We start from the raw sequence: 19061 nt of genomic DNA, 5'->3' as shown, positions 1-19061 counted from the left end.
GAGTTCCGGGCCGCGGGCGGAGAGCCGGCAGAGCCTGACGCACGTCGACGAGACGGGCGCCGCTCGCATGGTCGACGTCGGTGACAAGGACGTCACGCGGCGCACCGCGACCGCGGAGGGTCGCGTCGAGGTCTCGTCCGAGGTCGTGGCGCTGCTGCGCGGGGAGGGCGTGCCGAAGGGTGACGCGCTCGGCGTCGCGCGGGTCGCGGGGATCATGGCGGCCAAGCGGACCCCCGACCTCGTGCCGCTCTGCCACCCGTTGGCCATCAGCGGCGTCGACGTGTCCCTCACCGTCGTCGACGACGCCGTCGAGATCAGTGCCAGCGTGCGCACGACCGATCGCACGGGCGTGGAGATGGAGGCGCTGACCGCCGTCACGGTCGCGGCCCTCACGGTCGTCGACATGGTGAAGGCCGTCGACAAGCACGCGCGCATCACCGACGTCGAGGTCGTGGCCAAGTCCGGCGGCCGCAGCGGCGACTGGAGCACGTCGTGACCTCGGTCCCCGAGCCTGTCGAGGGGCGCCGTGCCGCGGTCGTCGTCGCCTCCAACCGCGCGTCCGCCGGGGTCTACGAGGACCAGACGGGTCCGATGCTCGTGGAGGCGCTACGCGCCTGGGGCTTCGACACCGACGACGCCGCCGTGGTGCCCGACGGCGAGCCCGTGGCCGACGCGATCTCGGTCGCGCTTGCGGCCGGCGCGGCGGTCGTCCTCACCACCGGAGGCACCGGCATCAGCCCCACCGACCGGACCCCCGACGTCACCCGACCCCTGCTCGACCGCGAGCTCCCCGGCCTCGCCGAGGCCCTGAGGGCGGCCGGCGTCGCCAAGGGCGTCCCCACGGCCGTGCTGTCGCGTGGCCTCGCCGGCGTTGCAGGGAGCACCCTCGTCGTGAACCTGCCCGGGTCCCGTGGAGGCGTCAAGGACGCGATCGAGGTCCTGGCCCCCGTGGTCGGGCACGCGGTCGACCAGCTCGCGGGCGTCGACCACGGCGGTCCCGACCACCCGCAGGCCCACACGTGAGGGTCCGGACGTGAAGGGGTGGCCGGTCGAGCTGTCGCACGGCGACGTGGGCGTCCGGCCGCTCAAGCGGTCCGACGCGGGCGCGTGGGCGCGACTGAGGCGCGCCGACGTGGCGTGGCTGGCGCCGTGGGAGGCCACCCTCCCGCCCGGAGGAGGCTCGGCGCCGATGTCCTACCGGGCCATGATCGGCGCTCAGCGCCGTCGGGCCCGTCAGGGCAAGGCCATGCCGTTCGCCGTGACCTGGAAGGGCGAGATGGTCGGCCAGGTCACCGTCAACGGCATCGCGTGGGCGTCGGCGCGCTGGGGCAGCATCGGGTACTGGATCTCGCGGCGGCACGCGGGCCACGGCATCACGCCGGTGGCGGTGGCGCTCGTGGCCGACCACCTGCTCGACACCGTGGGTCTGCACCGCGTCGAGATCTCGGTGCGACCCGAGAACAGCGCGAGCCTGCGGGTCGTGGAGAAGCTCGGGCTCGACGAGGTGGGGCTCGCTCGGGAGTACCTGCACATCGACGGCGCGTGGCGTGACCACCGGATCTTCCAGGCGCTGGCCGACGACCGCCCGGGGCGCCTCCTGGCCCGCGTGACGGGCGCGGACGACGCCCGCGAGCCGGTCACCTGAGTCACACCCGTCACAATCTTCACGCGACACACGGTGTGACCTGCGCCGATTCGTTCGGCGTCCGCCCTACCGTTGCGGCGTGGGTGCCAATGGACTGATCGTCGCGTTCGTCGTCGCTGTGTGGGCGGCGTACTTCGTGCCGCTCGTCCTGCGACGGTACGACGAGGCCAGCTCCTCGGAGTCCCTCGAGTCGTTGAGCCCCCTGAGTCGGGTCGTCTCCAGGCGGCGCGAGGCCGCACAGCCCGAGGAGGTCGATCCCGTGGACGAGATCGTCGACGAACCCGTCGTCCCGGCCGAGTCGGCCCAGCCCGTCGCCCCGCAGCCCGCTTCCTCCGCGCCGACGCGTCGGGCCGCGATCGTGGCCGCCCGCCGTCGCCGTCGCACGCTGCTGACCCTGCTCACGTCGCTGGTCCTCGTCGGCGGTCTGGCCGCCTTCTCGGTGGTCTCCCCGGTCTGGGTCGGTCTGCCCGCCCTTCTGGTCGTCGCCTGGCTCGTGGCCTGCCGCGTGCAGGTGCGCGCCGAGCGTGGCATCAGCAGCCCCCGCCGTGAGCGCGCCTCCCTCGCCTCGCGGCTGCCCTCCCTCAAGCGTGCAGCCCAGTCGGCGGCGTCCGACGTCGCCACGCGCTCGTCGCGTCGCGCCACTCCCGAGCGCACCGTCGACGACGAGCACACGATCGTGGTCTCCGGCCAGTTCGAGGACGTCGAGCCCGACCGCAAGCACGTCATGCAGCGCACGGAGCTCCCTGCCGACGCGCTGGAGGAGAAGCTGCAGATCGCGGTTCCGTCGGTGTCCACGTCGGGCACCCCGCTTTGGGACCCGCTCCCGGTCACGCTGCCCACCTACGTGACCAAGCCGCGGGTCGGCCGCACGGTCCGCACCATCGACTTCGACGCTCCGGGCACCTGGACGTCGGGCCACGTCGAGGGCGAGGACGTCGAGCTGCCGGGTGGCCGGACGGCCGGCGAGACGGTCGCCGAGCAGCCGCGGCGGGCGTCCGGCCAGTAGGTCCCGGTGCTCGCCGGGTCGGTGCGGAAGCGCCCGGCCCTGGTGCTAACCTGGATCGTCCTGGGGCATTGGCGCAGTTGGTAGCGCGCTTCGTTCGCATCGAAGAGGTCAGGAGTTCGAATCTCCTATGCTCCACTCGTAGGACAGAAGGCCCCCATCACTCGTGATGGGGGCCTTCTGCGTGTGAGTCGGGGGCCTTCTGTCCTACGAATCAAGGCTAGGGATTCGGGGACGACCGAGCGCCAGCGAGGGAGGGAGTCTCCTATGCTCCACTCGGATGAGACAAGGCCCCCGTCACTCGTGACGGGGGCCTTGTTCGTTGCTGCGCGCTATCCCCGACGCCCCGACCTGGCGCAGGTCAGGCAGGAGGTCGCGTGGGGGTAGGCCTCCTGCCGCGCTCGCTCGACCGGACCGCCGCAGGACTCGCAGGTGGCGTACGTGCCGCCCTCCAGCCGCTGGAGGATGCGCTCCACCTGGGTGAGGAGCTCGCGGTCCCGCGCCTCGGCGAGGACGTCGAGCTCGGTCGCCACGTTGACGTTCGCGTGGTCGACCGAGTCGCCGCACTCCGGACCGGTGCGGCGGCGCTCGCGGAGGCGTGCGGCCAGGTCGTCCTGCTCGAGGAGCATCCGGGCGCGAAGCTCGTCCAGGTCGTCGGGTGTCCAGGTCGTCTCGCTCATGCCGAGGACGTACCCGACTCCGACGTCTCGACGCGTGCAGTCGCCAGCGCCTGGCGCGTCCTCTCGACGACGTGGTCGGCCCACCGCTGGGGATACCCGGCTGCGACCCGGCGTGCGCGGCCTGCCGCCCCTCCGTCCGCCAGGAGCGCGTCGACGTGTGACCGGACCAGGGTGCGGTCGCCCGCCGCCCCGAGCGCGTCGTCGACGGCATCCAGCAGGGCCTCCACCGCCTCGGCAGCGGGGACGGGTGTCCCGTCGACAGGGTGGAGGAGCCGACCGGTGACCCCGTCGCGCTGCGCGAGCCAGCGCGCGGTCCGCAGGCGGGCGACGGACCACCCTGGGAGGTCGGGGACCCCCGCGACGGTCGTCACGAGCGAGCGGACCAGACCCGCGAAGGCAACGGCGTCGTCCACGTCGAGCTGCACGTCCATGACCCGGACCTCCACGGTCGGGGTCGCGCGCCCGACCCGGGCGTCGAGGTAGACCATGCCGTCGTCGATCGCCACGCCCGACGCCACGGCGGCCTCCACCTCACGGCGGTAGGTCGCCAGGTCGCCGAACGGCTCCGTGGGCCCGGCCGTCGGCCAGCGGTCCCACTGTCGGGCGCGCCACGACGCGAAGCCGGTGTCGGTGCCCTCGCTGAAGGGGGAGCCGGCCGACAACGCGGTCACGACGGGCAGCAACGGCCCGAGGCGGTCGATCACCCGGACCGTCTCCTCGTCGTCCTCGACGTCGACGTGGACGTGCATCCCGCAGACCGCGACCGCCGGGAAGAGGTCGCGATGCCGGTCGGCCATCCACCGGTAGCGCTCGTGGGGCGTCACGTGCTGCGGGCGGCCCACCACGGGGGTGGGAGAGGGAAGCAGCGCGGCGCCCACGGCCTGCGCGTCCGCCGCAGCGCGCAACCTGGCCTCGACGACGTGGGCGCGCAGGGTCGCGAGGTCCTGGGCCGGATCGGTCGTCGTCTCGACCTGCTCCAGGAACAGCTCCTGCGTCACGTCCTGCGGTGCGCCCTCGTCCCGGTCGTCGTCGACCTCCTGCACGTCCTCGGACCGGGGCACCGGCCTGGCGGTGCGTGGGTCGACGAGGTACATCTCCTCCTCCACGCCGATGCTGCGAATCGTCATCCGTGGTGCTCCTTCGTCGGGCCATCGGGACCGGTCGGCGTGGGTGCGGGCCCGCCCACGATGCCGGACCCGTGCCCAGGCGGGTACCCGCGCCGGCGCGTGCGAAGCGCCTGACGCACGATCGTCGCGTGCGGGCCGGCCGGCTCGTTCAGGCGTCGGGGTCGTCGTCGACGTCGACCCCGTCGCGGTCCGCCCACTCCAGGAGCGGGGCGAGGTCGAAGACGGCGTCGTCGATCCCGGCGTGCAGGTCGCCGAGCCGGGCGAAGCGGGGCGGCACGGTCTCGAGGGTGAAGTCGCGCGGATCGACGTCCGGCACCTCGTCCCAGGTGATCGGGGTCGAGACCCGCCCGTCGGGCACGCCGCGCACCGAGTACGCCGCGGCGATCGTGTGGTCTCGGGCGTTCTGGTTGTAGTCGATGAACACCTGCGACGGGTCACGGTCCTTGCGCCACCAGGTCGTGGTGGCCTCGTCCGTGCGCCGCTCCACCTCCCGCGCGAAGGCCAGGGCCGCACGTCGGACGTCGGTGAAGCCGTGCTCGGGCGGGATCCGGACGTACACGTGCAGACCGGAACCTCCCGACGTCTTCGGGAAGCCGACGGCACCCAGCTCGTCGAGGACCTCGCGCGCCACGGCTGCGACCCGCTGCACCGTGGCGAAGTCGCACGCGGGGCCGGGGTCCAGGTCGATCCGCCACTCGTCGGGCTTCTCGGGGTCGTCGCGGCGGCTGTTCCAGGGGTGGAACTCGACGGTGGACATCTGCACGGCCCACACCACGGCGGCGAGCTCGGTGACGCACAGCTCGTCCGCGGTCCGGTCGTAGCGCGGGAAGGTCAGGCGCACCGTCTCCAGCCACGGTGGTGCACCCCTCGGGACGCGCTTCTGGTGCACCTTGTCGCCCGCGAGGCCCTTGGGGAAGCGGTGCAGCATGCACGGTCGCTCGAACAGTGCGTTGACGATGCCGTCGCCCACGGCGAGGTAGTACTCGACGAGGTCGAGCTTGGTCCACCCTCGTTCGGGGAAGTAGACCCGGTCGGGGTTCGAGACGCGCACGAGCCGGTCGTCGACCTCGACCTCGACTGCGTCCGCCACGAACCCAGACTGTCATCGGGTGGGGCGGGGTGCCAGGTGAGGCGGGTGCGCAAGCGCCGACGCCGGCCCGCGCTCACCCGTGTGGCCAGCCGTCGGCGGGATCCGCGACAGGTTGCCGGTACTCGTCCGCGAGCCAGCGGATCGCCTCGGTGTGCGCATGGGTGTCGTCGGAGGCGACCGCCTCGCCCGCCAGGACGACGGACAGGTCGTGGGCGTACGCGCTGGCAGCCGTCATGGCCACACAGGCCTGGGTCGAGACGCCGGCGACCACGAGATGGTCGACGCCGTGTCCCCGCAGCAGCGCGGCCAGCCCGGTACCGAGGAAGGCGTCGTCCCGTCGCTTGAGGACGGAGGTCACCTCCAGGTCCGCGAGCTCGGACACCCGTGACGCGCCCGGCGTCCCCGCCAGCGCGACCGGCTGCCCGTCCTCGCGCATGTTGAGGGCCCAGGTCTCGGGATCCTCGGGCAGCTCGGTCCGCACCTCGACGACCAGGGCGTCAGCGCCCTCGGCCAGGTCGATCCAGCGTCGCACCGCGCGCAGGAGCGCGGGCCTTCGCTCGCGCAGGCCCGGGGCGTCGAGGAAGTCCTCCTGAAGGTCGATGAGCACCAGTGCACTGCGGTGCACATCGGCGTCGTTCGTCGTGCGGTCGTCCCGCGAGGCTGCCGTCGTCTCGTCCACGTCGTCCTCGTACCCCGAGCGGCGTGGCGCATGCCCGTGCAAGGTCCGGGTACTCGTCGGTCGACGGTGTCCGTCGACGAAGGAGCACGCATGACCGCCCGAAGCCTCTGGGAGATCGAGCGCCCCAGCCACGTCCCGCAGTCCCGACCCGCGCCCGGGTCGGCGTACGACGACGTGGTGCTGGGTGGCGGAGTGGTGGGTCTGTCCGTCGCCACCGAGCTGGCCCACCGTGGACGACGGGTGACCGTCGTCGAGGCTCGTCCCGTCATCGGCGGCGGGACGTCGGGACGCTCCACCGGCAAGCTGAGCCTGCTGCAGGGCACGCGTCTGTCGACGATCGAGCGCCACCACGGCAGCAGCGCGGCGGCCGCGTACGTGCAGACCTGCCAGGAGGCTCTCGCGTGGATCGAGCAGGTGCTGGAGCGCTGGGACGTGCCGTTCCAGCGGAGGCCGGCCGTGAGCTGGGCCGCGCACGAGCGCGAGATCAAGGCCACGCGTGCCGAGGACGCGGCTGCGCGACGCGCCGGGCTGGCCACGCGCTGGCAACGCGCCGTCCCGGGCGGTCTTCCGGGGTACGGCGCCGTGGTGCTCGAGGACCAGCTGCAGGTCGACCCCCTGGCCTACACCGCCGCGCTGGCCCAGGAGGCCGTCGACGCCGGGGTCGACGTGCAGGTCGGCCGACGTGCCAGGTCGGTCGGAGGCGGTGAGCGGCCCGTCGTGACCCTGGACGACGGCACCGAGCTCGTCGCCGAGCAGGTGGTCGTCGCGACCGGTCTGCCCGTGCTCGACCGGAGCGCAGCGTTCGCCACGACGAAGCCGCACCGCTCCTACATCGTCGCGTTCGAGAGCGACCAGGAGCTCGAGCCGATGGCGGTCTCCGTCGGCTCGCCGTCGTGGACGGTGCGCGGTGCGACGGACGCCGACGGACGTCCGCTCGTCCTGGTCGGTGGGCACGGTCACGCGGTCGGTCGATCCATGCCGGCCGGACGGCACGTGGAGGCACTGCGGGGCTGGGCCGGGGAGCACCTGGACGTCGGACGTGAGGTCGCGGCGTGGTCGGCGCAGGACTACCAGACGCCCGACGAGGTGCCGATCGTCGGACGGACGCGCGGGTCGTCGCGGGTCCACGTGATCACCGGGTTCGGCGGGTGGGGCCTGGTGGCAGGCGTGGGTGCGGCGCGCCGCCTCGCCCGAGCGGTCGCAGAAGGGGACGAGGTTCCGGTCGTGCCTCCGCGCCGGCTCCTGGGCGCTCGCGCCGCAGCAGCGGTCCTCGGATGGAACTCCGAGGTCGGCGCGCACATGACGTCCGGCTGGTTGGGCGCCCTCGGTCGGGCGCCGGTCACGCCCGGTGAGACGCAGGGCGTGGTCACGCGAGGTCGACCGCCCGTCGCCACGTCCGTCGTGGACGGCTGCACCCGGTCGGTCTCCGCCGTGTGCCCGCACCTCGGCGGCATCGTCCGCTGGAACGACGTCGAGGGCTCGTGGGACTGCCCGCTCCACGGGTCACGCTTCGAGGCCGACGGCCGACTCATCGAGGGACCCGCCACGCGTGGTCTCGCCCCGGTCCGCCCGGACGCCGACGAGTCGACGACCTGAGATCAACGGGTGTCGTGGGGCGGGCCGTCCCGCTCCTGGAGGTCCCGCCGGTCCGCGGTCCTGGCCTTGAGGATCGTCACCACCCTCGAGAGACCTGCGGCGAAGATCGCCACGGGCAGCACGGCGTATGCCCAGGGTCGGGGGAGCACGTCCCGGTCCACCAGCACGAGGACGACCACCACGGCGACCACCACGAGCGTGATCGCCGCGATCGTCCACCGCCACCAGCCCTCACCGGTCCCGCTGCCCCCACGCCGCGCAGGCGGGTTGTACCAAGGCCGCTTCATGCTGCCGCTCCAGTCGTCCGGCTCTCGCCCGTCGTCGCTCACACTGTCGTCGCTCACGGTCGCCTCCTCGTCGCGGCTCGTACCAGAGGTACCCGCGACGGTCCCGGCCACGCGTCAGGCGGGTAGGGGACCGGGCCGGTCGGACGGCACGAGTCGTTCGACGGTCTCGGCCACGTAGGCGTCGAGCTCGGCGTCGTCGACGAGGCCGGGGAGGGTGAGCGCATCGACCACCAGCCAGTTGAGGGCCTGGTAGAGCAGACGCACGGTGACGGCGTCGCCCGGCATGTGCCACTGCTCGTGGGTGCTGATGTTGCTCAGCAGGTCGGCCCGTACGCGATCGGTCAGCACGTCGCGGACGCCTTCGCGCCGGGTGGCCTCGAGCCGAAGCTCGAGCAGGGCGAGGAAGCCGGTGCGGTAGTCCACGATCCGGCGCACGGTGTCGACCATCAGCCGGACCAGCAGGTCGCGGTCGCGGGGAGCATCGGCGGGCACCACCACCTGGCTCGCGCCGTCGAGGAGCCGCTCGTAGACGCGCTCCCCGGCCTGGGTGAGCAGGTCGTCGCGGTTGCGGAAGTAGTTCGACGCCGTCCCGGCCGGAGCGTCGGCGCCGGCGTCGACCGCTCGGAACGTCAGGCCACGTGCTCCCTCGGCAGCGAGCGTCTGGATCGCGGCGTCGAGGAGGGCAGCCCGTCGAGCCGGGTTGGATCGTGCCACGTGAGACCACTCCAGTCGTAGTGCTACCGTTGAACCACTACGAACAGAGTACTCAGGGGGACCCCATGCGGAAGCTCGTCTACTACGTCGGCACGTCGCTCGACGGCTACATCGCCGGACCGGAGCACGAGGTCGACTTCTTCGCCCTCTCGGAGAAGATGCTCACCTGGATCTGCGAGCAGTACCCCGAGACCCTGCCGCACGCGTTCCGCGAGTCGCTGGGGCTCGCCGACGCGCCGAACCAGCACTTCGACACGCTGCTGATGGGACTCGGGACCTATCGGCCGGCCACGGACGTGGGCATCACCCGGCCCTACCCGCACCTGCGCGAGGTCGTGGTCTCCTCGACGCTCGAGGCGCCCGATCCCGCCCTCGAGGTCGTCCGCGGCGACGTCGTCGAGCGGGTCCGGGAGCTGAAGTCGCAGGACGGGCAGGACATCTGGCTGTGCGGGGGCGGGCGGCTCGCCGGGAGCCTGCTGCCGGAGATCGACGAGATCGTCCTCAAGCGGTACCCGGTCGTGGCCGGGTCCGGGCGGCCCGTGGTCGACGGCCCCTTCCGGCCGGCGGCGTTCCGCCCCACGGACTCGGTCGCGTTCGACGACGGGGCTCTGGTCACCTGGTTCGAACGGGCCTGACAGCGGTCAACGCCTGCGGCGCAGCCAGCCGGCCAGGCGCCAGAGCAGCCACCCCAGCAGCGCGACGCCGAGCCAGGGGAGCACGGCCCCGAGCGCCTCGACGCCGGCGTTGACGACGGCGACCAACGCGTTCCAGCCCGACTGCAGGCCGCCGACGAAGCCGCCGGGGTCGACCGACTCGGCGCCGTCGCGGGTGACGAGCTCGACCGACAGGGTCGAGAGGTCGACCTGGTCGCGCACCGCGCGCCGCTGGGCCTGGAGCGACTCCAGGTCCGCCTGGCGCTCCGACAGCGCCCGTTCGACGGCCAGCAGCGCCTCTGCGTCGTCCGCGTCGGTGAGGATCTCGAGCAGACGATCGACCGACGTGGTGAGGCTGCGGATGCGGGCGTCGAGATCGGCCACGCGGTCGGTCACGTCCTCGCGCGCGACGTCGAGCCCGGTGACGGTGCCGTAGGTGCGCAGCCGTGCCACCGTGCGGTCGACGGCGTCGGCCGGGACCCGCACCACGAGGGACGCCGACGTCACCCGCCCGCGCGTGCCGGACTCGTCGCTCGTGTACTCGGCCCGCTGGTCGATGCGTCCTCCGGCTCGATCGACCCAGGCAGCCAGGGCGTCCGCCACCTCCGCCGGCGCCGAGACACGCACGGTGGCGCTGCCGGTCGTGACGACCTGGCGCTCGGACTGCTCGACGTCGGGCAGCTCCTGTGCCGTGGCTTCGTCGGTGTCCACCTCGGTGCGGAGGCCTCCCGCGGCGTCCTCGGGCTGCTGGGGTGCAGCGGCGACGTCGGCGCTGCTGTCGGCGCCGGCCGCGTCACCCCCGTCGTCGGGTGCGACGAGGAGGCTGGTCCCGAGGCCGCCGATGACGACGACCACGCACGCAGCGGCCGCGCCCCCCACCACGCGCCGGGCGCGACGGCCGCGACGCGTCACGTCGGCGTCCACCTGGTGCATCACGCCCTGGCGCATCCGGCTGATCCGCTCGTCGCCGAGGCCGTCCAGCTCCTCGTTCCCACGTCCGGTCATGACGTCTCCCTCATCGCGCGCAGGTCGGCGCGGAGCCGGCCGCGCAGTCGGTGCAGACGGTTGCGGACCACGGCGTGGGTCACGCCGAGCTCACGCGCCGCCTGCTCGTAGCTGTGGTCCCCGTCGATGCACAGGGCGTACAGCCGCTGGTCCAGCTCGCCGAGGGCCGCGACCGCGGCGTCGATCTCGACCCGAGCCAGCTCGGCCTCCACCGTCGACTCGACGTCGTCCCGGGCGGGAAGGTCCTCGTCGAGCTCCGCAGTGCGGCGTCGCGCCGCCTTGCGGGCCGCGTTCAGGGCCACCTGCCGGGCGGTCACGAGCAGCCACGGCAGCACGGACCCGTCCACCAGCCGGATGGTGCGCGAGCGACGCCACGCGACCACGAAGGTCTCCTGGGTGGCGTCCTCGGCCGCGTCGGCGTCGCGCAGGACGCGGAAGGCCTGCCAGTAGACGGCCCGGACATGCCGGTCGTAGAGCTCGCCGAACGCGTCGCGGTCACCGGTGCTCGCCCGCTGGAGCAGGCCGCCGTCCGTGTCGGCGTCGTCGCCGGTCTCGGACGTGCGGGGCCTGCTCACGGGGGCCTCCTGGCGGGTGGTCACAACCGGTACGTGTCGGTGGACGCCACATCGTCTCACCGTCGAGATCGGGGGGGTGCGGACATGGCGAAGGTCCCTGGCGGACCCTTCCGCGGTCCCGACAGGGTCGGATCGGCGGACCGACCGGACTAGTCCTTCGAGTCGCCGAGGGTCGACCGGCCGTGGGTGATGGCGGGCGGGCGCAGGAGGTGTCGCGCCGCCGTCGTTCGGCGAGGGGTCCGGCGCGCCGTCGAAAAACACTGGAAAATCGGGAACCTCACCGGCTCGGACCACACCATGTCGTGTGTGTGGTGCGATGGTGCTCCACCGAACCGGAGTGCTTCACACGGTTTCGTCCATAGTTCGTTGTGACCAGGAAAAGATGGCCCGTAACTTCCAGGACGGCCCGGGACTTTAGGCCTTACCTTCTTCTCAGGGAGCGCCACCAACAGGGGTGGCGGAGCAGCCGGTCACCGGCGGCTCACCATTCTGAGGGAGAACACCATGCACGCATTCAGCACCGTCCTCGCCTTCGTCGCCGGCCTCAAGGACCGCCGCGACGAGAAGGGCGCCACCGCCGTCGAGTACGGCCTGCTCGTGGCACTCATCGCCGCCGTCCTGATCGTCGTGATCGGGTTCCTGGGCGGCGACGTCCGTGACGCCTTCACCGGTGTCGAGACGGCCATCGACGGCCAGGCCGGCGGCTGATCGAGAACCTGGGACGGTGCCGCGAGCTCGGGCTCGCGGCACCGTCTGCTCGATCGTCACGAGCGGCCCTGAGGAACTGAGGCCTCAGCGTCGACTCTCGCCACCCACCGGAGAGGGAGCCCGGAGGGCGGCACAGCAAGCAACAGGGTGAGGGACGGTCCCGCGACGGGGTGCACAGGCATCTCGGGGCGTCCTGTCTGGCGTCCCCACCACCCCTCGCGGTCCGGGGTCATGGACCGTGCGCTTCACGAGAACAGGGAGATCTTCGTGAACAAGCAACTTCTGGCCATCGGTGCAGCCGTGCTGCTGGCCGTGCTCGGGTTCGCTGCCCTCTTCGCCTACGCGAAGGGTGCCGACGACCGGGCCTTCGAGGGGACCGAGCGCACCACGGTGCTGCGGGTCACCCAGGAGGTGGCGACCAAGACGCCGTCCTCCGAGCTGAGTGCGAGCGTCGAGGCCGTCGAGCTTCCCAAGGCAGCCGTCGTGCCCGGTGCCGTCACCGACCTGTCCGAGCTCGAGGGTCTGGTCACGCGTGGCGTGCTCGTGCCCGGGGACCAGCTGACCCCCGCCAAGTTCGCCGAGGCCGGCGACGTCAAGGGTGACGCCGCCGTGCCCAAGGGCATGCAGGAGCTGTCGATCCTGCTCGAGGGCCAGCGGATCGTCGGTGGGGCCCTGGCGGCCGGCGACACGGTCGGCGTGGTCGCCAGCTACAGCGGGAGCAGCGCCATGGCGGTCGACGGCGTGCCGGTGCTCAAGGTCGACGCCGGGGTAGGCGACGGCCAGAGCACGGCCGGCGCCACCGTGACGGTCGCGGTCAAGACCGCCGACGTCACGAAGATCGTCAACGCCATGGAGTTCGGCAAGGTCTGGATCACCAAGCAGAACGAGGACACCGACACCGGTGGCGGTGGCGTCGTCACGTCCGACGAGGTGCTGGACCGATGAGCCTCGTCCTGATCGTCGGCGGCGACGACGAGCTCGCCGCCCGGGTGGAGGCCACCATCGGCCACCAGTGCGTGACGCTCGGTGCCGACGCGTTGCAGGGGGACTCCACGAGCTTCCTGCGCGGCCTCGACCCCACCGTCATCCCCGACGCCATGGTCCTCACGTCCGCGGTGCCGCTCGCTGCGTCGATGGCCCTGGCGCGCGAGGTCGCGGCCGTCCGGCCCGACGTCGACCTGGTGCTGGTCGCGGCGACCGAGAAGGAGATCATGCTCGAGGCGATGCGGTCGGGCATCCGCGACGTGGCTCCGAGCATCGACGACCCGAGCCTGCTGGCCGGACTGCGGGCGCGGCTCGACGCGCGCGCGCCGACGTCGTCGGGAGACCCGCTCAAGCTGGCCCCCAAGACCATGCCCGTCGACTTCCGGTCCCGCACCATGACGGTGCTGTCGCCGAAGGGCGGGGTGGGCAAGACCAGCATCTCGACGAACCTCGCGGTGTCGCTCGCGCAGCAGTCGCCGATGGAGGTCGTGCTGGTCGACCTGGACCTGCAGTTCGGCGACGTCTCGACGGTGCTGGACCTTCGCCCGTCGCACACGCTCGAGGACGCCTTCGGTCCCGGAGCGCACGACAGCCTGCTGCTCAAGACGTACCTGACGGTGCACGACGCCGGCTTCTTCGTCCTCTGCGGCGCCGAGAGCCCGGCCGCGAACGACCACGTCACGGCGGAGCAGGTGAGCGCGCTCGTGCGACAGCTGCAGGAGCAGTTCCGCTACGTGGTCCTGGACACGGCCGCCGGGCTCGAGGAGGCGACCCTCGGAGCCCTCGAGGCGAGCGACGACGCGATCCTCGTCTCGACGATGGACATCGCCTGTCTGCGCAGCGTCCGCAAGGAGATCGAGCTGCTGGGCGAGCTGTCGCTGATGCCGCCGTCGCGCCACGTCGTGCTCAACTTCGCCGACAAGCAGTCGGGTCTGAAGGTCAAGGACGTGGAGGCGCTGCTCGGTGTGCCGGTCGACCTGGTGCTGCCGCGCGCCAAGGAGGTGCCGGTCGCGTCGAACAAGGGCGTGCCGCTCGTCGTCACCAGCAAGTCGAACCCGTTCGCCAAGGCGGTCAAGTCGCTGTCGAAGAAGATCTACGACCGTGCGCGCGCCACCGAGGGCAAGCAGGGCCACAAGCGGCTGGAGGTGGCGTGACCATGCGGCTGAGCGACCGCCTCGCGAGTGCGCGCGAGACCAGCACCTTCTCCTCGTCCGTGGTCGAGGAGGAGCTGGAGGAGGTCGAGGCCACCGGTGCTCTCGGTGACGCCTACGCGACCATGAAGGCCCGCGCGTCCGAGGCGCTGCTCGACCGGATCGGGGCGCGCATCAACGACCCGAGCCTGACCGAGGAGCAGCTGCACACCTTCGTGCGCGAGGAGCTCACCGCCGTCATCGAGGGCGACCAGCAGCTGCTGCTGAGCTCCGACGAGCGACGTCGGCTGGTCCGCGACGTCGAGGACGACGCGATCGGGCTCGGACCGCTGGAGCGGATGCTCGAGGACGAGTCCATCACCGAGATCATGGTCAACCGCTTCGACCAGGTGTACGTGGAGCGTCGCGGCCGGCTGACCCAGGTCGCCACCCGCTTCGCCTCCGAGGAGCACCTGCGTCGCGTGATCGAGCGCATCGTCAGCAAGGTCGGTCGGCGCATCGACGAGTCGTCGCCGCTCGTGGACGCGCGGCTCTCGGACGGGTCCCGCGTGAACGCCGTCATCCCGCCGCTGGCCGTCGACGGCTCGTCGCTGACGATCCGCAAGTTCAGCAAGGACCCGTTCACGGTCAGCGACCTCATCGGCTTCGGCAGCATGACCGAGCAGATGGCCCAGCTCCTGCACGCCTGCGTGCAGGCCAAGCTCAACATCCTGGTCAGCGGCGGCACCGGCACCGGCAAGACGACGCTGCTGAACGTCCTCAGCCGGTTCATCCCGGCGGGGGAGCGGATCGTCACGATCGAGGACGCCGTCGAGCTCAACCTCCAGCAGCCGCACGTGGTGCGCATGGAGGCGCGGCCGGCCAACATCGAGGGCAGCGGCGAGGTGACGATCCGTGACCTGGTGCGCAACTCGCTGCGCATGCGTCCGGACCGCATCGTCGTCGGCGAGTGTCGTGGCGGCGAGGCGCTCGACATGCTCCAGGCCATGAACACGGGCCACGACGGCTCCCTCTCCACGCTGCACGCCAACTCGCCCCGCGACGCCATGTCGCGGCTCGAGACGCTGGTGCTCATGGCGGGCATGGACCTGCCCCTGCGGGCGATCCGCGAGCAGGCCGCCAGCGCGGTCGACCTCATCGTGCAGATCCAACGACTGCGCGACGGGACGCGCCGCGTCGTGAACGTGACCGAGGTGCTCGGCATGGAGGGTGACACCGTCGTGCTGCAGGACGTGTTCACGTTCGACTTCGCCGCCGGGGTCGACGAGCACGGGAAGTTCCGAGGCCACGCCATCCCGACCGGGATCCGGCCACGGTTCAGCGAGCGCTTCGAGGACCACGGCATCGCGTTCGACCTGGAGAACCTGGTGCGTCAGGCGAGGGTGGGGTGACCCGATGCTGATCATCGGAGCGGTCCTCGTGCTCGCCGCGGTCTTCTGCGGCTACCTGGCCGTGGTCGGGATGCCGGAGACGCGAGGCACGCGTGGCCGGGTGGCCCAGTACGCCGTGCTCGAGCGCAAGCCGCTGCTCAGGCGGATGAACGACGGTGCCGTCTCGACGGTGGAAGGGGTGCTGAGCCGTCGAGGCTGGCGGCCGTTCACCTCCGACGAGCTCGAGCTGGCCGGCATGAGGTCGTCGGTCGCCGCGCTCGTCGTGCTCGTCCTCGCCCTCGGTGGAGGGACCTTCTTCGGGCTGGTGGCCCTGCAGCAGCCGGTGCTGCTCTCCTTCGTGGCCTCGCTGCTGGTGCCCGTCGTGGCCAAGGTGGTGGTGCGCGCCAAGGTGGGTCGGCGACGCAAGCGGTTCGCCGGACAGCTCGGCTCGCTGCTGCAGATGATGGCGTCCTCGCTGCGGGCCGGCCAGAGCCTGCCCACGGCCATGGACGCGGCGTCGCGCGACGCGGACTCGCCGATGGCCGAGGAGCTGACGCGGGTCGTCAACGAGTACCGCATCGGCCGTGACCTGGTGGACGCGATGGAGCAGGTCGCCGACCGGATGGAGTCCGACGACTTCCGCTGGATCGCCCAGGCCATCGAGGCCCAGCGCGAGACCGGCGGCAACCTGAACGAGATCCTCGACCAGGTGGCCGAGACCATCCGCGAGCGGCACCACATCCGCGAGCAGGTGATGGCGCTGTCGGCCGAGGGCCGGATCTCGGCCTACGTGCTGATGGCCCTGCCCATCGGCATCGGGATCTACTACTCGATGGTCGCGGCCGACCGCATGGGGGTCTTCATCGACTCGGGCATCGGCAAGCTCATCATGCTCGGCTGCGGCGTCATGTACGTGCTGGGTGGCTTCTGGATGCGGTCCATCGTGCGGATCGAGTTCTGACATGGTCCTGCTCGCAGCACTGCTCCTGCTCATGGCCCTCGGGCTGGCCCTCGTCGGCGCCGGCGTGGTGGCCGCGCCCGGAGGCGGAGCCGTCCGCAAGCGGGTCAAGACCATGACCCGCGTCCCCGACAGCGTGGCCGACAGCGGCGTGCAGAAGGTCGACGAGACGCGCGCCGACCTGTGGGAGCGCTTCACGCCGAGCACCCTGCTCAAGCGGCTCGAGCGCAACATGGTGCTGGCCGGCCACCCCGAGGGGTGGACGCGTGAGCGGGTGGTGCTCATGAAGCCCGCCGGCGCGCTCTTCGGGCTGCTCTTCGGGTCGATGCTCCTGAGCCGGTTCGACCACCCGCTGATGCCGCTGGCGGCGGCCGGGTCCGTGGTCCTGTGCTACTTCGTCCCGGACCTGCTCGTGTACAACTACGCGGTCAAGCGCCAGGAGGACATCCAGAAGGCCCTGCCCGACCTGCTCGACCAGATCGTCATCTCGCTCGAGGCCGGCGTCGGCTTCGAGGCGGCGCTGGCCAAGGCCGGCGAGCGCGGCAGTGGTCCGCTCAACGACGAGCTCGTGCGGCTGATGCAGGACATGAGCCTGGGCATGTCGCGCAAGGAGGCCTACCTGTCGCTCGCCGACCGGACGTCGGTCGACGAGCTGCGCGCCTTCTGCAAGGCCGTGGTGCAGGCCGAGGAGTTCGGCGTCTCGATCGCGAGCGTCGTGCGCAGCCAGGCCAAGGAGATGCGGCTGAGCAGGCGCCGTCGGGCGGAGGCCAAGGCGCAGCAGGTCCCGGTCAAGATCCTGATCCCGCTCATGACCTGCATCCTGCCGGTGCTGTTCGCGATCGTGCTGGGCCCGGCCATCGTCTACGCCTACGCCGTCAACTGACCACTCGGACCACAACTGAACACGCCGGCTCCCGCCGGCCCACAAGCTCCCCGGACCGCGGTTTCCCTGTTGCCCCGGTCCGGGGCCTCAGCGGGCCGTCCCCGACTCCCGTCGGGGGCGGCTCGCTCTGATCTCCCCGCTTGTCGTCGGGGCGCGTCCACCGGCGAGATGTGACGCCCACCACTTGACAGGAGCTAAGGGGTTGTCAAGCGGCTTGACAGTTAGTACCTTTCTGTCAAGTGATCCGCGCCGCACCCCGCAGCGTCGCGACCGGCAGCAGGAGGTACATCATGACGATCTCGGCCACCGTCGACGGCCGCACCGTCGAGTGGAACGACAGGAAGCGCCATCTGTGGATCATGGGCGCGATCATCCCGCTCATCCCGCTCACCATGTGGGGCATGTACGCCGCCACCGGGTGGAGCGGCGTGTGGTTCTTCGGACCGTTCTTCGTGTTCGTCCTCATCCCGCTCTTCGACCTGATGGCCGGGCTCGACCCGAACAACCCGCCGGACGAGCTCATCGAGGCGCTGGAGGAGGACCGCTACTACCGCTGGGTCACCTACGCGTTCATCCCGCTCCAGCTCGTCGGCTTCATCTGGGGCGCCTACCTGCTCGGCGGCGGCACGCTGCCCGGCATCCCCGACCCGCTGAGCGTCCTCGAGAGGATCGGGCTGGCCACGGGCCTCGGCATGGTCGCCGGCATCGGGATCAACACCGCCCACGAGCTGGGCCACAAGAAGGAGGAGCACGAGCGCTGGTTCGCCCGCATCGCCCTCGCGCAGACCTTCTACGGCCACTTCTACATCGAGCACAACCGGGGCCACCACGTGCGGGTCGCCACCCCCGAGGACCCCGCCAGCAGCCGGCTGGGCGAGACGGTCTGGGAGTTCATGCCGCGCACCGTCCTGGGCAGCCTGAAGAGCGCCTGGTCGCTGGAGAAGAAGCGCTTCGCCCGGCTCGGCAAGAGCCCGTTCAGCCTGAGGAACGACGTCATCAACGCCTGGGCGTTCAGCGTGGTGCTGTGGGGCGCGCTGACCGTCGCCTTCGGCCCCGAGATCCTGCCCTACCTCGTGCTCCAGGCCATCCTGGGCATCTGGCTGCTCGAGTCGGTCAACTTCCTCGAGCACTACGGCATGAAGCGTCGGAAGCTGGAGTCCGGCCGCTACGAGCGGGTCAACCCGTCGCACAGCTGGAACAGCAACAACATCGGCACCAACGTGCTGCTCTACCACCTGCAGCGGCACAGCGACCACCACGCCAACCCGACGCGTCGCTACCAGGCCCTGCGCGACTTCAAGCAGGCTCCCGTGCTGCCCACCGGGTACGCCGGCATGATCGTCGCGACGTGGATCCCGGCCGTGTGGCGCCGGGTCATGGACGAGCGCGTGCTGTCGCACTACGACGGCGACGTGAACCAGGCGAACCTGCATCCGCGCATGGCGGACCGGTACCGGGCGCGCTACGGTTCCGCGACCGCCACCGATCTCGAGGGAGCCGCCTGACATGGCCCGCTTCATCTGCCCGAACTGCGAGTACGTGTACGACGAGACCGTCGGCGACCCCCGTGAGGGGTGGCCGCCCGGCACGGCGTTCGACGACGTCGACGCCGACTGGACGTGCCCCGACTGCGGCGTGCGCGAGCAGGTCGACTTCGTGCCCGAGGCCGAGTTCACCGGCAACGACCAGGACGGCGACATCATCAGTGCCGAGACGCGGGCCGCACGGGCCCGCGAGCAGGCGGAGCAAGACCGGATGGGACAAGCACAGCGAGGAGCGCAGCAGTGAAGGTGTGGGAGTGCCAGCAGTGCGGATTCATCTACGACGAGGCCCAGGGCTGGGAGGAGGAGGGCTTCCCGCCGGGCACGAAGTGGGAGGACATCCCCGACGACTGGACCTGCCCGGACTGCGGCGCGGCCAAGGCCGACTTCACGATGACGCAGGTCGGCTGAG

General features: G+C 71.6%; 23 protein-coding genes and 1 tRNA gene. 16 read left to right on the top strand and 8 right to left on the bottom strand.

What is annotated here, in order from left to right; genetic code table 11:
* Positions 1-67 precede the first annotated feature (67 nt).
* The 5 genes from moaC to NBW76_RS15350 all read left to right on the top strand — a co-directional run bounded on the left by moaC (position 68) and on the right by NBW76_RS15350 (position 2786).
* On the top strand, positions 68-496 hold the full coding sequence (gene moaC / locus NBW76_RS15370) for a cyclic pyranopterin monophosphate synthase MoaC (RefSeq protein WP_056580971.1): 429 nt from the start codon (positions 68-70) through the stop codon (positions 494-496).
* A complete protein-coding gene (locus tag NBW76_RS15365; protein WP_055969087.1) occupies positions 493-1023 on the top strand; it encodes a molybdenum cofactor biosynthesis protein B in 531 nt (176 codons plus the stop codon). Before moaC ends, NBW76_RS15365 begins: the two co-directional genes overlap by 4 nt.
* Before the next feature lie 10 nt (positions 1024-1033).
* A complete protein-coding gene (locus tag NBW76_RS15360; protein WP_055969084.1) occupies positions 1034-1645 on the top strand; it encodes a GNAT family N-acetyltransferase in 612 nt (203 codons plus the stop codon).
* Between the two features lie 79 nt (positions 1646-1724).
* Positions 1725-2651 (top strand): hypothetical protein, encoded by a 927-nt coding sequence (locus tag NBW76_RS15355; protein WP_056552510.1) that lies wholly within the window; start codon positions 1725-1727, stop codon positions 2649-2651.
* Positions 2652-2713: 62 nt separating this feature from the next.
* A tRNA-Ala gene (locus NBW76_RS15350) sits at positions 2714-2786 on the top strand.
* Between the two features lie 194 nt (positions 2787-2980).
* Here the strand turns inward: NBW76_RS15350 and NBW76_RS15345 are convergent.
* From NBW76_RS15345 to NBW76_RS15330, 4 genes are all read right to left on the bottom strand, one after another.
* Positions 2981-3328, bottom strand: coding sequence for a TraR/DksA C4-type zinc finger protein (locus tag NBW76_RS15345; RefSeq protein ID WP_056552508.1), 348 nt, complete (start codon positions 3326-3328; stop codon positions 2981-2983).
* Positions 3325-4455, bottom strand: coding sequence for a glutamate--cysteine ligase (locus NBW76_RS15340; protein ID WP_056552507.1), 1131 nt, complete (start codon positions 4453-4455; stop codon positions 3325-3327). Before NBW76_RS15340 ends, NBW76_RS15345 begins: the two co-directional genes overlap by 4 nt.
* 148 nt (positions 4456-4603) lie before the next feature.
* Positions 4604-5545, bottom strand: coding sequence for a non-homologous end-joining DNA ligase (ligD, locus tag NBW76_RS15335; protein WP_055969072.1), 942 nt, complete (start codon positions 5543-5545; stop codon positions 4604-4606).
* Positions 5546-5618: 73 nt separating this feature from the next.
* Positions 5619-6224 (bottom strand): cysteine hydrolase family protein, encoded by a 606-nt coding sequence (locus NBW76_RS15330; protein ID WP_056552505.1) that lies wholly within the window; start codon positions 6222-6224, stop codon positions 5619-5621.
* Positions 6225-6314: 90 nt separating this feature from the next.
* Here NBW76_RS15330 and NBW76_RS15325 point away from each other — a divergent pair, with 90 nt between their 5' ends.
* The gene (locus NBW76_RS15325; RefSeq protein WP_056552502.1) at positions 6315-7820 is read left to right on the top strand and encodes an FAD-dependent oxidoreductase; all 1506 of its coding nucleotides are present in this window, start codon (positions 6315-6317) and stop codon (positions 7818-7820) included.
* Positions 7821-7822: 2 nt separating this feature from the next.
* Here the strand turns inward: NBW76_RS15325 and NBW76_RS15320 are convergent, their stop codons facing one another.
* Together NBW76_RS15320 and NBW76_RS15315 are read right to left on the bottom strand one after the other, a co-directional pair.
* Positions 7823-8164 carry a hypothetical protein gene (locus tag NBW76_RS15320; protein WP_055969063.1) on the bottom strand — a complete coding sequence of 114 codons (342 nt, stop codon included), beginning with the start codon at positions 8162-8164 and terminating at the stop codon, positions 7823-7825.
* Positions 8165-8221: 57 nt separating this feature from the next.
* A complete protein-coding gene (locus tag NBW76_RS15315) occupies positions 8222-8821 on the bottom strand; it encodes a TetR/AcrR family transcriptional regulator (protein WP_055969061.1) in 600 nt (199 codons plus the stop codon).
* A gap of 65 nt (positions 8822-8886) precedes the next feature.
* On the opposite strand from NBW76_RS15315, the gene NBW76_RS15310 reads away from it, so the two are divergent.
* On the top strand, positions 8887-9456 hold the full coding sequence (locus NBW76_RS15310; protein WP_056552498.1) for a dihydrofolate reductase family protein: 570 nt from the start codon (positions 8887-8889) through the stop codon (positions 9454-9456).
* A 6-nt stretch (positions 9457-9462) separates the two neighbouring features.
* On the opposite strand, the gene NBW76_RS15305 is transcribed toward NBW76_RS15310, so the two are convergent.
* A complete protein-coding gene (locus NBW76_RS15305) occupies positions 9463-10479 on the bottom strand; it encodes a DUF4349 domain-containing protein (RefSeq protein WP_056552474.1) in 1017 nt (338 codons plus the stop codon).
* Positions 10476-11054: an RNA polymerase sigma factor gene (locus NBW76_RS15300; RefSeq protein WP_056552971.1), complete on the bottom strand. Its 579-nt coding sequence runs from the start codon at positions 11052-11054 to the stop codon at positions 10476-10478. Before NBW76_RS15300 ends, NBW76_RS15305 begins: the two co-directional genes overlap by 4 nt.
* A 504-nt stretch (positions 11055-11558) precedes the next feature.
* On the opposite strand from NBW76_RS15300, the gene NBW76_RS15295 reads away from it, so the two are divergent.
* The 9 genes from NBW76_RS15295 to NBW76_RS15255 all read left to right on the top strand — a co-directional run bounded on the left by NBW76_RS15295 (position 11559) and on the right by NBW76_RS15255 (position 19060).
* Positions 11559-11762 (top strand): Flp family type IVb pilin, encoded by a 204-nt coding sequence (locus NBW76_RS15295; protein ID WP_055969052.1) that lies wholly within the window; start codon positions 11559-11561, stop codon positions 11760-11762.
* A gap of 267 nt (positions 11763-12029) precedes the next feature.
* Entirely contained in the window at positions 12030-12707 is a 678-nt protein-coding gene (locus NBW76_RS15290; RefSeq protein ID WP_156364662.1) for a Flp pilus assembly protein CpaB, read from the top strand.
* The gene (locus NBW76_RS15285; protein WP_055969046.1) at positions 12704-13900 is read left to right on the top strand and encodes a P-loop NTPase; all 1197 of its coding nucleotides are present in this window, start codon (positions 12704-12706) and stop codon (positions 13898-13900) included. Before NBW76_RS15290 ends, NBW76_RS15285 begins: the two co-directional genes overlap by 4 nt.
* A 2-nt stretch (positions 13901-13902) precedes the next feature.
* Complete coding sequence (locus NBW76_RS15280; protein WP_055970252.1) at positions 13903-15288, top strand: CpaF family protein; 1386 nt, start codon at positions 13903-13905, stop codon at positions 15286-15288.
* Between the two features lie 4 nt (positions 15289-15292).
* Positions 15293-16228: a type II secretion system F family protein gene (locus NBW76_RS15275; protein WP_055969042.1), complete on the top strand. Its 936-nt coding sequence runs from the start codon at positions 15293-15295 to the stop codon at positions 16226-16228.
* 1 nt (position 16229) lies between these two features.
* A complete protein-coding gene (locus tag NBW76_RS15270; protein ID WP_055969040.1) occupies positions 16230-17108 on the top strand; it encodes a type II secretion system F family protein in 879 nt (292 codons plus the stop codon).
* Positions 17109-17398: 290 nt separating this feature from the next.
* Positions 17399-18613: an alkane 1-monooxygenase gene (locus tag NBW76_RS15265; RefSeq protein WP_055969037.1), complete on the top strand. Its 1215-nt coding sequence runs from the start codon at positions 17399-17401 to the stop codon at positions 18611-18613.
* Position 18614: 1 nt separating this feature from the next.
* A complete protein-coding gene (locus NBW76_RS16945) occupies positions 18615-18896 on the top strand; it encodes a rubredoxin (RefSeq protein ID WP_082480484.1) in 282 nt (93 codons plus the stop codon).
* Entirely contained in the window at positions 18893-19060 is a 168-nt protein-coding gene (locus NBW76_RS15255) for a rubredoxin (RefSeq protein ID WP_055969034.1), read from the top strand. Before NBW76_RS16945 ends, NBW76_RS15255 begins: the two co-directional genes overlap by 4 nt.
* The last annotated feature ends 1 nt before the right edge of the window (position 19061 follow it).

The sequence above is a fragment of the Aeromicrobium sp. Leaf245 genome (assembly GCF_942548115.1).
GTDB lineage: Bacteria > Actinomycetota > Actinomycetes > Propionibacteriales > Nocardioidaceae > Aeromicrobium.
The sequence above is the reverse complement of the archived record's forward strand: the minus strand, read 5'-3'. Positions and strand labels throughout refer to the sequence as shown.

Coding starts and splice junctions, on each gene's coding strand:
- moaC (WP_056580971.1), top strand. CDS start 68: ATGGTCGACGTCGGTGACAAGGACGTCACGCGGCGCACCGCGACCGCG.
- NBW76_RS15345 (WP_056552508.1), bottom strand. CDS start 3,328: ATGAGCGAGACGACCTGGACACCCGACGACCTGGACGAGCTTCGCGCC.
- NBW76_RS15340 (WP_056552507.1), bottom strand. CDS start 4,455: ATGACGATTCGCAGCATCGGCGTGGAGGAGGAGATGTACCTCGTCGAC.
- NBW76_RS15325 (WP_056552502.1), top strand. CDS start 6,315: ATGACCGCCCGAAGCCTCTGGGAGATCGAGCGCCCCAGCCACGTCCCG.
- NBW76_RS15310 (WP_056552498.1), top strand. CDS start 8,887: ATGCGGAAGCTCGTCTACTACGTCGGCACGTCGCTCGACGGCTACATC.
- NBW76_RS15305 (WP_056552474.1), bottom strand. CDS start 10,479: ATGACCGGACGTGGGAACGAGGAGCTGGACGGCCTCGGCGACGAGCGG.
- NBW76_RS15295 (WP_055969052.1), top strand. CDS start 11,559: ATGCACGCATTCAGCACCGTCCTCGCCTTCGTCGCCGGCCTCAAGGAC.
- NBW76_RS15285 (WP_055969046.1), top strand. CDS start 12,704: ATGAGCCTCGTCCTGATCGTCGGCGGCGACGACGAGCTCGCCGCCCGG.
- NBW76_RS15280 (WP_055970252.1), top strand. CDS start 13,903: ATGCGGCTGAGCGACCGCCTCGCGAGTGCGCGCGAGACCAGCACCTTC.
- NBW76_RS15275 (WP_055969042.1), top strand. CDS start 15,293: ATGCTGATCATCGGAGCGGTCCTCGTGCTCGCCGCGGTCTTCTGCGGC.
- NBW76_RS15270 (WP_055969040.1), top strand. CDS start 16,230: ATGGTCCTGCTCGCAGCACTGCTCCTGCTCATGGCCCTCGGGCTGGCC.
- NBW76_RS15265 (WP_055969037.1), top strand. CDS start 17,399: ATGACGATCTCGGCCACCGTCGACGGCCGCACCGTCGAGTGGAACGAC.
- NBW76_RS16945 (WP_082480484.1), top strand. CDS start 18,615: ATGGCCCGCTTCATCTGCCCGAACTGCGAGTACGTGTACGACGAGACC.